The 15,502-nt window shown below is 59.7% G+C and carries 11 protein-coding genes; 8 read left to right on the top strand and 3 right to left on the bottom strand.

The window, feature by feature from the left end; genetic code table 11:
- Positions 1 to 20: 20 nt before the first annotated feature.
- Positions 21 to 3,911 carry a hypothetical protein gene (locus IV109_RS09575; protein WP_296695263.1) on the top strand — a complete coding sequence of 1,297 codons (3,891 nt, stop codon included), beginning with the start codon at positions 21 to 23 and terminating at the stop codon, positions 3,909 to 3,911.
- 414 nt (positions 3,912 to 4,325) lie between these two features.
- Here the strand turns inward: IV109_RS09575 and IV109_RS09570 are convergent, their stop codons facing one another.
- Both IV109_RS09570 and IV109_RS09565 read right to left on the bottom strand, forming a co-directional pair.
- The gene (locus IV109_RS09570) at positions 4,326 to 7,766 is read right to left on the bottom strand and encodes a DUF2126 domain-containing protein (RefSeq protein WP_296695261.1); all 3,441 of its coding nucleotides are present in this window, start codon (positions 7,764 to 7,766) and stop codon (positions 4,326 to 4,328) included.
- A 120-nt stretch (positions 7,767 to 7,886) separates the two neighbouring features.
- Positions 7,887 to 9,023 carry an iron-containing alcohol dehydrogenase gene (locus tag IV109_RS09565; RefSeq protein ID WP_296695260.1) on the bottom strand — a complete coding sequence of 379 codons (1,137 nt, stop codon included), beginning with the start codon at positions 9,021 to 9,023 and terminating at the stop codon, positions 7,887 to 7,889.
- Positions 9,024 to 9,077: 54 nt separating this feature from the next.
- Between IV109_RS09565 and IV109_RS09560 the strand changes: the two genes are divergently transcribed.
- Positions 9,078 to 9,959 (top strand): YbgC/FadM family acyl-CoA thioesterase, encoded by an 882-nt coding sequence (locus IV109_RS09560; RefSeq protein WP_296695258.1) that lies wholly within the window; start codon positions 9,078 to 9,080, stop codon positions 9,957 to 9,959.
- 7 nt (positions 9,960 to 9,966) lie between these two features.
- Here the strand turns inward: IV109_RS09560 and IV109_RS09555 are convergent, their stop codons facing one another.
- Positions 9,967 to 10,884 carry a folate-binding protein gene (locus IV109_RS09555; protein WP_296695255.1) on the bottom strand — a complete coding sequence of 306 codons (918 nt, stop codon included), beginning with the start codon at positions 10,882 to 10,884 and terminating at the stop codon, positions 9,967 to 9,969.
- 47 nt (positions 10,885 to 10,931) lie between these two features.
- Here IV109_RS09555 and mltG point away from each other — a divergent pair, with 47 nt between their 5' ends.
- From mltG to IV109_RS09525, 6 genes are read left to right on the top strand one after another with little or no spacing between them, the layout of a single operon-like run.
- Complete coding sequence (mltG, locus tag IV109_RS09550; protein ID WP_366834230.1) at positions 10,932 to 11,915, top strand: endolytic transglycosylase MltG; 984 nt, start codon at positions 10,932 to 10,934, stop codon at positions 11,913 to 11,915.
- Positions 11,916 to 11,933: 18 nt separating this feature from the next.
- A complete protein-coding gene (tmk, locus tag IV109_RS09545) occupies positions 11,934 to 12,581 on the top strand; it encodes a dTMP kinase (RefSeq protein ID WP_296695253.1) in 648 nt (215 codons plus the stop codon).
- Positions 12,578 to 13,579 carry a DNA polymerase III subunit delta' gene (locus tag IV109_RS09540; protein WP_296695252.1) on the top strand — a complete coding sequence of 334 codons (1,002 nt, stop codon included), beginning with the start codon at positions 12,578 to 12,580 and terminating at the stop codon, positions 13,577 to 13,579. Before tmk ends, IV109_RS09540 begins: the two co-directional genes overlap by 4 nt.
- Before the next feature lie 9 nt (positions 13,580 to 13,588).
- Entirely contained in the window at positions 13,589 to 13,951 is a 363-nt protein-coding gene (locus tag IV109_RS09535) for a PilZ domain-containing protein (protein WP_296695250.1), read from the top strand.
- Positions 13,952 to 13,998: 47 nt separating this feature from the next.
- Positions 13,999 to 14,793 (top strand): TatD family hydrolase, encoded by a 795-nt coding sequence (locus IV109_RS09530; protein WP_296695248.1) that lies wholly within the window; start codon positions 13,999 to 14,001, stop codon positions 14,791 to 14,793.
- On the top strand, positions 14,790 to 15,473 hold the full coding sequence (locus IV109_RS09525) for an ankyrin repeat domain-containing protein (RefSeq protein ID WP_296695246.1): 684 nt from the start codon (positions 14,790 to 14,792) through the stop codon (positions 15,471 to 15,473). The genes IV109_RS09530 and IV109_RS09525 overlap by 4 nt, the downstream gene beginning before the upstream one ends.
- Positions 15,474 to 15,502: the final 29 nt, after the last annotated feature.

The raw sequence follows: 15,502 nt of genomic DNA, 5'->3' as shown, positions 1-15,502 counted from the left end.
CTACTGCCACGAGCGACGCTGTGCTTCTTCGAGAAGTTCATGACCTCTCCGATGCGCGGGTGGCTAAAGGGCAATATCCGGTCAAGATCGAGTTCTGGCAGGACCTCTGCCGGCACATTCGCGGCAGCCTGAAGCTTCAAAATGACTACGCGCCAAACGCGCCTGGCGCTGTCTTCCACCGACTGGACGAGCAGAACGCAGGGCTTCAGGCGAACCTAATCAGCATCAACGCCAAGCTCGAGGTCTTGGCAGGGCTGCCCAGCGGCCGCCCTGACTCCGTAAACAAGTTCCTCTCCTCGCAGCTCGACGCGATCAACGAACTACTTCGGGTCGCTAGGTTCAAGGACGCACTTGAGGACCTGCTGCGCATCGGAGGCGACATGGCGCTCTTTGATGCCCACCAGCAGGCGCGCTGGCACGTGCAACGGGGGGTTTGCACGTGGCACCTGGAGAGCGGTGCTGCTGCCGCGCTAGATTTCCTCCGTGCCGCCGAGTTGTATCCCGACGACGAGAAGATTGCAGCAGCCAAGGTTCGAGGGCTGCTTTTCCTGGACCGAGTTGACGAGGCACTGACCGTTGGGCAAGCGTCGCTTGCAAGATTTCCTGCCTCAGTTCACGTCTGGATTGCCCACGCGAATGCCAAGATGATCAACGGACTCCCCATTACGTTTGCCGACGCTCCGGGCGCGATGCGCGACGACTGCGATGTGCTGCAGCTACTTGCGTGGGCACGAAAGAAAGCTGGGGATACTGCGGGTGCCGTTGAGCTGAGTGCTAGGGCGCTGGCTAAGCCAAACGCGGGGTTCTTTGTGCGGAACACGGCGCTCGTGTTGGCGCTTGAGGCGGCCGCTAGCGATCCCGTCAAGGTCGTGTATGGCCTGGTGAGCGAAGGGGCCATCGCCGCGCTCAAGTTGACTGTCGAGGCACTCACGCCGCGGAAAGACCGCGTGTGGTCGGTGCAATCACCGGAGTCAGTCCACGACACCCTGGTTCATCTTGGATACAGCTATCTTGTGCTGGGTGCGCCTGAGGAAACCTTGGCACTGGTCGAGGAGGCCCGACATGCCGGTGTCTTGTCCCCTTGGCTTAAGCGCGTGGCACTGGAGGCCTATCGCCGCTTGGACCGCTTAGACGAGCTGGTTCAAATCGGACGAGAGTGGCTGGGTGACCTTGGGGAAGAGGCGTTGATTCTGGTCGCGGAGACCGCCTCCGGTGTCGGCGACGTTCAGCTGGTTGAGGCCGTGCAGGCGTTGGTTGCGCGAAAGGGATTCCAGCAGGAAGAGGTGCCGCATCTGCTTCGCGCAATGCGGTGGGTAGCCCTCTGGCGTTCGGGCACCGGCAGGCAACAGGCGCTGGCAGAGGTCAAGGCTGCCGATGTTGCCAGCTCAGACAGCCTCGCAGTCATATGTGGAGGTGCCCGGATACTGCATGAGGGAAAGAGTGAGGCGGCAGCCGACGCGGCAATCGAGAAGGCCTGCACGCTGGTGTCAAAAGACACCGGGTCCGCAGAGCGACTCTTGCTCGCGGACCTGCTATTCGCCACGGACAAGCTGGAACTTGCTGCACGTCAGTACGAGCTGGTCGCCCCGAGGGGCAAGCACTCCGAGCTCCACAATCGACTGCTTCGCTGCTATGTGAGAACAGGCGCACTGCGCAAGGCGAAGGAACTGGTCTTGTCATTCCCGGACACTTGGACCGGCGATGAACGGGCGCTGAGTCTAGCGATTGACCTAGGGCAGCAGGCCTCGGACTGGGAGTTTCTAGTGCCCCTCGCCGAGCTGCATTGCGAACGGCGCCCCCTGGAGGCTGGCGGCTGGCTGCTACGGCTCGCGCTCGATCTAAAGATGCGCAAGATGGCCCGGTTCCACCATGCGCTGGATTCTGTTCCGGTTGAGTTATCCGGGTCACCAAGACTTCTCGCGCAGGTTGCGTCGCTTGAGCTTCGTTTTGGCCGCAAAGAGACAGGCATCAGGCGGTTGTATGGCATGTTTCGCCGCAACCTTGACGATATTGACGCAGCATCAGCGTACTTCATCACCATCCTGGCCGGGCCTCAAGACCTTCCATTTATGGAAGAAGCGCTGACAGAAGTTCAGCCGGGGTCAACCGTCGCGCTAAAGAACGAGATGGGCGAGACGATGACACTCTCGCTGGACCCGGATGGCTTGCCGAACCTTCCTGCCCGCGAAGGCATGGTCGCTCCTTCCGATGACATAGCCCGCAGTCTTCTGGGAGTGGCTGTGGGCCAGCAAGTCACTCTGCCCGGGCCCTTCGGAACCGAACAGCGCTTTGTTATCGAAGGGGTGATGACCACTTTCCGGAGTCTGCTTCGCATTGCGCAGAAACGGGTCACCTCACCGCTTGCGTCGAAGCTCCCGGTCATGTCCGTGCCGATCCCGAAGACAGATAAGGGCGTCGACTTCAGCCACGTGCACGCCATGTTGAAACGTCAGTCTGAGCACTCACGACGAGCGCTTCAAGGCTACGCGGAGAGCCCCATCACGCTGGGAATACTAGGCAAACTGCTCGGGCGAAGTGTCATCGACATGGTATCTGGGTGGCCATCTGACGCGCCGCCGTTGTTTGTGTGTGCCGGAACTAAGGAGCAACGGGCGGTTGCCGTCGAGCTGCTCCAGCGAGCTAACGCCGAGTACGTCGTCGATGCCGCGACCATTGCCGAGCTGGCATCACTTGACTGTCTCGAGGCTTTGGCCGCCTTGCCCCGCGTCTACATCTCAACGAAGGCCTTAGAGACTCTCGAAGGTCGACTCGAGGAGGCGAAGCTCGAGCGGTCTGGCGGACAGATGTTCGATGACAACGGCACCATGCGGTTTGTCGAATACACGAGTCAAGACAGGGAGCGGCAGACGGCGTTTAATCAAAGCATGGTTGACTCGGTCAGACAGCACTGCATCGTGCTCCCCGCCTATGGCCCAGAAGAGCTTCCAGTAGACCTAGAGCGAGCACAGAACATTCTTGAAGTCGAGGAACACGCGGCATTGCTTCTGACCGAGGAGAAGAAGGCCACGCTGTTTACAGTGGACGGGCGACTCGCTCAATTCGGCTTCCTCGCCGCGGGACTCAAGTCAGTGTGGCCACAAGAAGTTCTTCGGTACGCCAGTGAACGAGGGCAGCTGACGCGCCAGCAGTACGCGTTCGCTGTCGTTCGCATGTTCCTTCGGAATCGTAGCTTCGTTTCGCTGGGCGCGTACGATCTAGTCTTCATGTGCTTGCAAGGAGGTTACGCGCTTACCGCGGGTCTTCAACGGTTCAAGGACTACTTGGCCTCCAGCTCTACTGAGCTTGGGTCGGCTGTGTCTGTCGCGTTCGAGTTCCTCGAACTGCAAGCGCGGCACCCCACTCAGTTCAAGGCCTATGCGGAGCTCTTGGAGCACATTGTCGAGGCGAGCCTTCGCCACCCTCACTGCAATCATGAGGAGCTCTTGAAGTTCGCCCTTGAGTTTGCGATCGACATGGCCCGCAAGAGCAACGGCGCCCTCGTGCCGTATGCCCCAGTCGAGGGCCACCGGCAGGAGCGGATGCGCGTCTACGCCAAAGTCCTTGAGGATGCGATTGAGGCCGCCGCAAAGCTTACCATCTCTCCGTCGCGCCGACGAGCAATCAAGCTGCGCACGTTGAAGTGCATGCAGCTTCCGTATCTCACGTTTGACAGAGAAGCGAAAGACCTGGTGGAGCCACCTTTTCAGGACGTGGAGCCTTTGCAAGGAGATGACCTGCAAACCGGGAACGGCAGTACCACCGTAGGACGTAGTCCGACGAATCTGATGCCAATCGGAGACGAGGTAGTTGAACGCGACGGCGACGCGCCGGGTGGATCTGATCCGCCGCAAGTTGTGATGGCCTTGCATGCTGGCTCGGGGCTAAGTCCAGGTCTTGGACCCGCCTTGTAGGTCCTCGATGCTGAAGCGGTGTTTTTTCGTATTGTTTGGCTGAACCGGGTCCACTCTTTCCTCATGTCTAACGTGTACAGGGCGTTCTTGAAAGCCCGCTTCAAAGCCGCGAATCCGAATTGTGGACGACGCGTCTGGATTGGTATCGGCCGATCGATGGGTCTGTGATTAATGAACGATGCCAGCCTGCAGCCGAAATCTGGTTGCCTAATTCGCTTCTAGCGACATGAGTAAATTCACGGCCACTAAGCAGTCATTCGCGAACTTCCGCAACTGGCCCAATCCGGCTAACCAATTTCGTTCAGTGAACGACGGCTATCGCCCACCACGAGCCATTGACACCGCATTGCCGTCTGTCCAGACCTGTTCGCTGAACGTTTCTGGATGTGTGTACGCCTTCAATCTCGCAACATGTCAGCCCCGCCGCAAATCTCGGGTAAACGGGAATTCCTTACTGCCAGCCACATGAATCGTGGCCGGGGGCACATTCATTACACCGGGTGTATGTCCCATCGCGGCAAAGCGCGACATGCGTCGGCTTTCGGCCTCGTAGGCGTTGACCGGAAAAGTGTCCGGGTTCAGTCCGCCGGGGTGTGCCACGTAGTACTGGCAGCCCCCGAGCGAGCGCTTCATCCATGTGTCCACAATATCAAAGGTCAGCGGGGTATGGATGCCTATGCTGGGGTGCAGGCTCGACGGAGGATTCCACGCCTTGTAACGCACCCCGGCCACGTACTCGCCGGTGGTACCGGTGTTTTGCATGGGCAGGGCCTGGCCATTGCAGGTGATCACGTACCGGCTCTGGTTCATGCCGCTCACATGGACCTCGATACGCTCCAGGCTTGAATCCACATAGCGCGCGGTGCCGCCGCTGCCGCCTTCTTCGCCCATCACGTGCCAGGGCTCCAGTGCGTTGCGCAGGGTCAGTTCAATGCCGGCCGAATTGATGGAGCCAACGATAGGAAACCTGAACTCGTAGTGCGGCGCAAACCAGCTCGAATCAAAGGCGTAGCCGGCGCTGCGCATGTCTTGCATCACATCATCAAAGTCCATTTTGATGAAGCTGGGCAGCATGAATCGGTCATGCAGCTCGGTGCCCCAGCGCGTCGCCGGGGCCTTGTAGGGTGTTTTCCAAAATCGGGCCACGAGTGCGCGCAATAAAAGTTGCTGCACGCTGCTCATGTGGGGGTGCGGCGGCATCTCGAAGGCGCGCAGTTCCAGCAAGCCAAGGCGCCCCGTTGCAGAGTCGGGCGAGTACATCTTGTCGATAGAAAACTCGCTGCGGTGGGTGTTGCCAGTGGCGTCGATCAAAATGTTGCGCAGCGTTCGGTCCACCAGCCAGGGCGGCATGCTTTGCCCGTGTAGCTCACGGTTCTTGTAGATCTGCTCGATGGCAATTTCGAGCTCATACAGCTGGTCGTTGCGTGCCTCATCCACGCGTGGCGCCTGGCTGGTGGGGCCGACAAACATGCCGCTGAACAGATAGCTCAGGGCGGGGTGGTTGTGCCAATAGAGCAGCAGGCTGGCCAGCAATTCAGGCTTGCGCAAGAACGGACTGTCTGCCGGGGTGGCACCGCCCATCACAAAGTGGTTGCCTCCGCCCGTGCCGGTGTGGCGCCCATCTTTCATGAACTTTTCAGCGGACAGGCGTGACTCAAATGCCGCGTTGTACAGGAACTCGGTGTTGTAGACGAGCTCTTTCCAGTTCGTGACCGGGTGGATGTTGACCTCGATCACACCAGGGTCAGGCGTGACCTGCAAAAGCTTGAGGCGCGGGTCGCGCGGGGGCGGATAGCCTTCCAGCACCAGTTGAACCTTCAACTCCTCGGCGGTGGCCTCGATGGCTGCCAGCAGGTCAAGGTAGTCTTCCAGTTTCTCCAGCGGGGGCATGAAGATGTAGAGCACCCCCGACTTTTCCCCAACCGCCTCGGCCTTGGGGCCGCTGGCGCGGCGTGGGTCGCGCACCTCGACACACAAGGCGGTGCGGGTGACCCAGGAAGCGGATTCGCTGCGCGCTGGCACCCTGGCAAAGTCGGCAGGTTCGTTCTGTGCGTAGCTTTGGGCGTTGGTCGCAGCCGGATTCGCCGCTGATGAGGACGTACCCTGAAATTGCGGTGTTGCGGAGGGCGCATACCGCGCTGCCATCGCGGTCTGTGCCGGCAATGCCGGGCGCGGGGCAGAAGGGTCTTGCTCGATCAGGTAGGGGTAGTCCGCCTCGCTGACCCACGGTATGGAGTCCAGTGGCAGGCGCAGGCCCATCGGCGAATCGCCGGGCATGAGGTACATGCGCTCGTCGCGCAGGAACCAGGAACCCGTTGTCCAGACCGGTGCGCCTTCGCGGCGCACTTCGGCCACCTTGATGGGCAACACATAGCCCACCACAGAGTCGAGCTTCTGCTCAAACACGCGGCGCAGACGGGCGCGCTCCATTTCATCGTCCAGTTTCGAGTCAAACGGGTCCACATTGACCGGCAGACGGCGCTCGCGCCACAGGTAGTACCAGGCGTCCTCGTGGGCGCTTTGCATGAACTGACTGCTCACGCCCAGCTTGGTGGCCAGTGTTTGGGTAAAGCGCTTGGCGTCTTCGCTGGTGTAGTGCGTGGGGGCTCGTTCATCGGTAAACAAGGCCGGGTTGCGCCAGACGGCTTGGCCATCGGTGCGCCAATAAATGTTCAGGGCCCAGCGCGGCAGTTGCTCGCCGGGGTACCACTTGCCTTGGCCAAAGTGCAGGAAGCCGCCTTGCCCATATTCGGCACGCAGTTTATGCACCAGTGCGGTGGCAAAACCGCGTTTCGTAGGGCCCAGGGCATCGATGTTCCATTCTGGTGCATCGCGGTCGTCCACCGCCACAAAAGTGGGTTCGCCACCCATCGTCAGGCGCACATCGCCTTGTTCCAGCTCCAGGTCCACCGCATCGCCGAGCTTCATTACCTCGGCCCATTGTTCTTCGGTGTAAGGCTTGGTGACGCGCGGCGACTCGTAGATGCGGGTCACTGCCATGTGGTGTTCAAACTCGACTTCGCACTTGTCCATGCCACCCTCAATGGGCGCGGCACCGGACGGCTGGGGCGTGCAGGCCAGGGGAATATGGCCTTCGCCAGCGAGCAGGCCCGAGGTGGCGTCCAGCCCCACCCACCCGGCCCCGGGCAGGTAAACCTCGCACCAGGCGTGAAGGTCGGTGAAATCAACTTCAGTGCCGCTGGGGCCATCCAGTGATTTCACGTCGGGTTTGAGCTGAATCAGGTAGCCAGATACAAAGCGAGCGGCCAGGCCGCAGTGGCGCAGCAGTTGCACCATCAGCCAGGCGGAATCACGGCACGAACCCGAGCCCAGCTTGAGTGTTTCATCCGGCGACTGCACGCCGGGCTCCATGCGGATGGTGTAGCGTATCGCCTTGTGCACCAGCTGGTTCACATCCACCAGGAAGTCAATGGAGCGGCGCTTCTTGCGATCTATGCAAGCCAGACAGGCCTTGAGGCGCTTGGTCAGGTGATCAGTGGCGAGGTAGGGCGCCAGTTCCTGTGCCAGCAGGGCTTCGTATTTGAACGGAAACTTCTCGGCACTGGGTTCGAGAAAGAAGTCAAACGGGTTGTAAACCGCCATTTCGACGACCAGATCCACCGTGACCTTGAATTCACGCGTCTTGTTTGGAAAGACCAATCGACCCTGGTAATTGGAAAAGGGGTCTTGCTGCCAGTTGATGAAGTGCTCAACTGGATCGATCTTGAGCGAATACGAAATGATCTTGCTGCGGCAGTGCGGTGCCGGGCGCAGCCGAATCACTTGCGGACCGAGATTGACAGGTCGGTCGTATTTGTAGTGGGTGACGTGGTTCAGCGCGGCATGAATGGACATGGATTGTCTCGTATGTATGGCAAGGCGGAGCCTCGCGGTAAACACATACTAGCAATGTTGGTGCCAGTTGGCAGCTAGCCATGTCCTTCTCACCTCAGGGCATGACCCTGAGGTGCGGGACTACAAAGCCTGGGTCAGCATGTCGCGGTATTCGTCCGCAGTGGCAATGCGCGGATTGGTCTTGTGGCAATGATCCGCCATGGCGCCCGTGATGATCTGGTCAAACTGGGACGCTTGCACACCCATGGCCGACAAGCCGGTGGGCAGGTCCAGCCGGGCATTCATGTCCTTGATGGCTTCCGGGATATCACTGCTGGCACTCAGACCCATGGCGTGCGCCATGCGCTGCAAGCGCTGTTCTTTTTGAATCGACTCAGCAGCGGAATTGAACTTGATGACTGCCGGCAGAAACATCGCATTGAGGGTGCCATGGTGCAGTCGGGGATCTACACCACCCAGGCTGTGACTCAGCGAATGAACGCACCCCAGGCCCTTCTGGAAAGCCATGGCGCCCTGCATGGAAGCGCTCATCATGTTCAGGCGGGCTTCGCGGTCGCTACCGTCACGTGTGGCGCGCTCGATGTGGGCCCAGCCGCGGGTCAGTCCGTCCAATGCGATGCCGTCCGCCGGGGGATTGAACGACGGCGCCATGAAGGTTTCCATGCAATGTGCAATGGCGTCCATGCCGGTGGCAGCTGTCAGCTTCGGGGGCAGTCCCAGTGTGAGTTCGGGGTCGCAAATGGCAGCTTTGGGTACCAAGTGCCACGAGTGAAAGCCCAGTTTGCGATGGTCATCGACGATGATGATGGCGCCACGCGCCACTTCGCTACCGGTGCCGCTTGTCGTGGGCACGGCAATCAGGGGCGCCACGCGCTCGGTGATGCGGGGTGAGCCGCCTTCTATGGTGGCGTAGTGGGTCAGAGGACCTTCATGGGTGGCGGCAATTGCCACGCCCTTGGCGCAGTCAATGGCCGAGCCACCGCCCACCGCAATCAGGCCGTCGCAGCCCTGGGCCTTGTACATGGCGGCCGCAGCGCGCACTGCCGCCTCGGTCGGGTTGGAAGGCGTCTGGTCGAACACGGCGACCGTCATGCCCGGCAGGGCATCCAGGGCTTTTTGCAAAATGCCTACCGCCTTGACGCCGGGGTCGGTCACGATCAGGGGGCGCGTGATGCCGACACGTTCACATTCCTGCTTGAGCAGCTTGATGGCGCCAAAGTCGAACTGGATTTGCGTCACGTAGTAGATAAGGGACATGGTGTTTTGCGGTGTACGATGAAAACATCAACTGTAACAAATACCGATATCGCCATGACTGACACCCGCCGAACCGACTTCCGCTTTTTTCACCGCCTGCGCGTGCGCTGGGCGGAAGTGGATATGCAAAAAATTGTCTTCAATGCCCATTACCTGATGTATTTCGACACGGCCATCTCCGACTATTGGCGTGCGCTGGCCCTGCCTTACGAAACAAGCATGCATTTGCTGGAAGGTGATTTGTATGTCAAGAAAGCCACCGTCGAATACAACGCCTCGGCGCGGGTAGACGACCAGCTGGATGTCGCACTCAAGTGCAGCCGCATCGGCACCTCATCCATCTTGTTCCATGGCGCCATTTTTCGGGGCGACGAGCACTTGATCAGCTGTGAGCTGGTTTACGTGTTTGCCGATCCGGCCACGCAGACTTCAAAGCCCGTGCCCGCCGCTTTGCGCGAGATCATGCTGGGCTATGAAGCCTTCGAGCCCATGGTTCGCATCGAGCTGGGAAGCTGGCAGGCACTTGGTCCCGAAGCGCGGCAAGTGCGCACCGAAGTGTTCCTTGAAGAACAGCGCATTCCTGTGGAAATGGAGTGGGACGAGGCCGACGAGAGCGCCGTGCACGCCGTGGTGCGCAACCGGCTGGGCGTGGCGGTGGCCACGGGCCGTTTACTGCAATATGCGCCCGGAGTCAGCCGAATTGGCCGCATGGCGGTCAATCGCGTGTTGCGGGGCTCCAACGTGGGCCGCGATGTGTTACGGGCTTTGATGCAGGCCGCCACAAAGCGCGGGGATCGGGAAGTGATGCTGCACGCGCAGCGCAATGCCGAGGGCTTTTACGCCCGGCTCGGCTTTTTACCGCGCGGCGAGCCTTTTGAAGAAGCCGGTATCGTGCACATTGAGATGTACCACCCGCTACCAGCCTCTCTGGTTTGAGCAAGCTTTAAATATCGGCCAGCAGAGGGTAGGGTGCTGGCGTCACAGCCATGGCAGGGCCATTGGCGGCCCCCAAATGCAGACCACCAGCCTGCGCTGCGGAGACCTGAACCGAGACAATGGCGTCAAAGCCACCTTCCGGAGATGGGGCGGCTTGCGCCACGGTGCCGCAAGGTTGCGACCCGTCTTCGGCTTGAAACACTTCGTCCCCAGCCTTCAAGGCAGCATCGCAGTGCACCAGGTAGGCACGACGCTTCAGGGTGCCACGAAATTGGCTGCGTGCCACGACTTCCTGGCCGGGATAGCAGCCTTTTTTGAAATTGACGCCTCCCACGGACTCGTAATTGAGCATCTGGGGCACAAACGCCTCCACGATGGGCGCCGTGATCATCGCAATGCCACTGCGCACATCGCCCCAGGCCCATGTATCCAGGCTCAGTGCCACACCTGCCGGGGCTGCCTCGGCCACGGGGGCCACCCAAAGCGCACGGCGCACGCTGTCAGCAGGGTACAAGGAAATGAGGTTTGCATTGCCAATATCAACCTTGGCCCACGCCGATGGGGGGGCTCCAGCTATTGATTCAATAGCATTCCCAGCCAGGCCGTACACCGCGTAATCGTTGCTGGCATCGGTCAGCTTTGCCTTGGCGCGCATCACAAACATCGACAAGCGCTTGAGGGTAGGTGCCAGAATGTCCTTGCTGCACACGAGCAAAATCTCGGAGTGACTGCGTTTGAAGCCGTAAAAGCTGGCTTGCATGCGACCTTTGGCCGAGCAAAAAGCCGCCAACCGGGCTTCAGACAGACCCAAGAGCGAAAAATCCTGGGTCATTTGTCCATGAAGAAATTTGGCTGCGTCTTCGCCTTCTGCGCGGATGACGCCCAGGTCAATCAAGGGCGCTACGCCGTTTAATTCGTTTTTCATGGCGTGAATTATCATCCCCCATCAATTTCATAGAGGTCTGTAGGGCTGTGCGTCGTCTTATTGCAATATTTGCTCTGTTTCTGGGTCTCCTGGGCGCTGGCGCCTGGTGGTGGCTGAACCAGAGCCTCGCCATGAACGCGGAGACTGTTGACCTGTCGGTTGAGCCAGGCACTTCCGCTCGCGGCATCGCCCAGGCAGTCAGCGAGGCCGGCGTGCAGGTCGATCCTTCTTGGCTGTACTGGTGGTTTCGCCTGTCGGGGGATTCACGCCAGATCAAGGCCGGCAGCTATGAACTGAGCCGTGGCACAAGCCCGCGCAGCCTTTTGCGCAAGCTGGTGCGCGGCGAAGAGGCCTTGCGCGCCGTTACGCTGGTAGAGGGCTGGAACTTTGTCCAGGTCCGTGCAGCGCTATTGAAAGCAGAGCAGCTCAAACCCGAAACACAAGGGCTGAAGGCCGATGCGATCATGGCCGCGCTAGGCAGACCAGGAGTGCATCCTGAGGGGCGCTTTTTTCCCGACACCTACACCTACGCGAAAGGCAGCAGCGATCTCGCCGTGCTCAAGCGCGCCATGCGGGCCATGGACAAGCGATTGGAAGCAGCCTGGAGCCAGCGCCAACCCGACAGCCCCTTGAAAACACCGGAACAGGCGCTGATTCTGGCCAGTATTGTTGAAAAAGAAACCGGGCGCGCCAGCGACCGGCCCATGATTGCTGGCGTTTTTTCCAACCGACTGCGCATCGGCATGATGCTGCAAACCGATCCGACCGTCATCTATGGGCTCGGTGAAGCGTTTGACGGCAATCTACGACGCCGTGATCTGCAGACCGACACGCCCTGGAACACCTACACCCGGGCCGGATTGCCGCCAACCCCCATTGCGATGCCCGGCAAATCGGCTTTGTTGGCGGCGGTGCAGCCGGCCCAAACCAGGGCGCTGTATTTCGTGGCACGGGGTGACGGCAGCAGTCAGTTCAGCAGCAGCCTGGACGAGCACAATCGGGCTGTCAACAAATACCAGCGCGGTCAATAACAGAACAAGCTACGGCATATGACAACAGGCGGTCTCTTTATCAGTTTCGAGGGCATTGATGGCGCAGGCAAATCGACCCACATCGACGGCCTGGCGCAGGCGTTTCGGACGCAGGGCAGGGCTGTGACCCTGACCCGGGAACCCGGCGGAACGCCCCTGGCGGAAAAGCTGCGCACGATGGTGTTGAACGACGCCATGGACGCCATGACAGAAGCCCTGCTGGTGTTTGCTGCCCGGCGAGATCATTTGCAGCAGCTGATTGAACCCGCGCTGGCTCGCGGCGACGTTGTTTTGTGCGACCGATTTACCGATGCCACCTTTGCCTACCAGGGTGGTGGGCGTGGGTTTGATCATGAAATGCTATCAATTTTAGAGCAATGGGTGCAAGGCACACGGGGGATTGATGCCAATTTTGTTCGGCAACCCGACTTGACAGTGTGGTTTGATTTACCGGCTGAAATTGCGGCCCAGCGTCTGGCAGGCGCCCGCGTTCCCGACAAATTCGAGGCACAGCCGGTCGAGTTTTTCAGGCGCGTGTCGGACGGCTACAGGCAACGCATGCTGGCTTTTCCCCATCGGTTTGCCCGCATCAATGCGGACAGCACGCGCGAGGCCGTTTGGCTGGACGTGTTGCAGGCGGTCCGGCGCAGGGGTTGGCTCGCATGACCGTCCCCGCCGTGGCACCGTGGATTGCAACGCAGGCCAGGCAGCTTCTTGCACAGCGTGGCCATGCCTGGCTGCTAGCCGGGCCGTCTGGACTGGGTCAGTATGGTCTGGCGCTGGCACTGGCCCGGGCCTGGCTTTGCGAGGCTCCCACCGCAGCAGGGGCCTGCGCAAGCTGTGGCAGTTGCCACGCGATCGATGTGCGCACCCATGCAGATCTGTGCGTGCTGATGCCCGAGACAACAATGCTGGAGCTGGGCTGGCCCTTGAGTGAAAAGGCGCAGTCCGACATCGACGACAAAAAGCGCAAGGCCAGCAAGGAAATCCGCGTGGATGCCATGCGCGACGCCGTCGAGTTTTCCCAGCGAACCAGCGCCAGGGGGCGAGGCAAGGCGGTGCTGGTGTTTCCCGCCGAGCGCATGAACAACGTGACCGCCAACGCCTTGCTCAAGACGCTGGAGGAGCCGCCGGGCGATGTGAAGTTCGTGTTGGCCAGCGAAGCCGCACATCAGTTGCTGCCCACTATCCGCAGCCGCTGTCTGGGGCACACCATGCTCTGGCCTGATGCTGACACCTCGCTAGCCTGGCTGGCAGAGCAGGGCATCTCGCCTGCGGTGGCCTCAGTCATGCTGCGTGCGGCGGGTGGACGGCCGGAGGACGCTTTGATGTATTGCCGCTCAGGCCTTGATCCGCAAACCTGGGTTGCCCTGCCCAAAGCCGTGGCGCGCGGTGATGTGGGCGTGTTCAAGGACTGGTCACCGGCGCAGGTGGTGGACGCTTTGCACAAACTGTGTCATGACCTGCTGGCCGTTCAGAGCGGTGCCAGTCCCCGGTTTTTTGCGGCTGCTGATCTTCCCGCAGGCAGCTCCATCAGCCGATTGACCACCTGGAGCAAAGCCCTGGCCGAGGCAAGCCGAACGGTGGAACATCCTTTTAATGCGGGACTGATGCTGGAAACACTTGTGAGTCAGGCCCAAAACGCCCTAAACTCAAGACATTAGATACGGCTTATGAGCAATTCCTCTCCTCCCACGCCTCGCCCGAGCGTCATTCAATTGGCGATCAAGGAAAAGGCTGCCTTGTATGCAGCGTATATTCCGCTGTTTTCTGAAGGTGGCATCTTTATTCCAACCTCCCGGGAATACAAACTGGGCGATGATCTGTACGTGTTGCTTTCCTTGCCAGAAGATCCCCAGCGCTACCCGGTGGCCGGAAAAGTGGCATGGGTCACGCCGGCCAAGGCTGCCAGCAATCGAACCCAGGGGGTAGGAATTCTTTTCCCGAAGGACGAAAAATCCCGAGCGCTCAAACTCAAGATTGAAGAGATTTTGGGCGGACACATGGCATCCGATCGACCCACGCAGACCATCTGAGCTTCTCGCCCGTTGGCGACCAGGCGGTTTCGCTTACCTGACCCTCCATGTTCACCGATTCGCACTGCCATCTGACTTTTCCTGAGCTCGCCGCCCAAATGCCCGCGATCCGGCAGGCCATGACCGAGGCCCAGGTCGACCGTGCTTTGTGCATTTGCACGACGCTGGAAGAGTTTTCGGCGGTGCAGGGGTTGGCTGCCCAGTACGACAATTTTTGGGCTACGGTAGGGGTGCATCCTGACAACGAAGACGTCCAGGAGCCCAGCCTGGAAGACCTCTTGACCCTGGGCCGGATGCCAAAGGTGGTCGGCATTGGCGAAACCGGACTCGACTACTACCGTCTGGGCGGGCGCAACATTGCCGACATGGCCTGGCAGCGGGATCGTTTTCGCACCCATATTCGTGCGGCGCGTCAGCTCAAGCTGCCCTTGGTGATCCATACCCGCAGCGCTTCCGACGATACCCTGGCGATTCTGCAGGAAGAGGGTGAAGACGGCTCGCCAGGCAGTGCCGGCGGCGTTTTTCACTGCTTCACTGAAACCGCCCAGGTTGCACGCCAGGCCCTGGATCTGGGTTTTTACATTTCCTTTTCGGGCATCCTGACCTTCAAAAGCGCCCAGGATCTGCGCGACGTGGCTGCGTTTGTGCCGCTTGACCGCATTCTGATTGAGACCGACAGCCCTTACCTTGCACCAGTTCCTTACCGAGGAAAAACCAACAATCCTTCGTATGTGCCTTACGTAGCAGCCTGTCTGGCTGAACTCCGTCAATGCTCTGTGACGGAAATCGCCGAAATAACCAGCCGTAACTTTGATGCCTTGTTCAAAGAGGTCTCGCAATGAATTTCAAGGCCTGGGGGCTTTCCAGAATTTACTTTAGATTTACTTTCTATCTAATTGTTTTTATTGGGTTTTCTAATTGCATGGCGGGATCGTATGAAGATTATTTTCGGGCCCTAAAGCAGGATGATGCCGCCATGGTGACGGGTTTGCTTCGACGCGGCTTTGACGTCAATACACTCAGTCCGTCGGGTGAACATGGGCTGATGATCGCCGTTCGTGAGCCTTCGCTCAGAGTTGCTGCCGTTATCATCGCCTGGCCGCATGTGAAGCTTGAGGCTCGCAACGAAAAGGATGAAAGCCCGCTCATGCTGGCGTCACTCAAAGGTTTGACCGATCTTTGCCGCCAGTTGATCGAGCAAGGCGCTGACGTCAACAAGCCAGGCTGGGCGCCTTTGCATTACGCAGCAACACATGGGCATCTGGAGGTAATGAAGCTGCTGCTGGAGAACCATGCCTATATCGACGCAGGCTCACCCAATGGCACCACACCGCTGATGATGGCGGCGCATTACGGCACGCCATCGGCAGTCAAGTTATTACTGGAGTCTGGCGCCGATCCATTGCTGAAGAATGATCAGGGCTTGTCCGCGATAGATTTTGCCCAGCGTGCCAATCGGGCAGACTCCACTGAGATCATTGCTGCCTTTGTTCGGGGCAAGCAGCCCAAGGGCGCATGGTAATCGTAATTTATACGATGTATATTATGTTA

The organism is Rhodoferax sp., assembly GCF_018780565.1.
Taxonomy (GTDB): domain Bacteria; phylum Pseudomonadota; class Gammaproteobacteria; order Burkholderiales; family Burkholderiaceae_C; genus Rhodoferax.
This window is presented reverse-complemented; position numbering and strand designations above follow the sequence as displayed.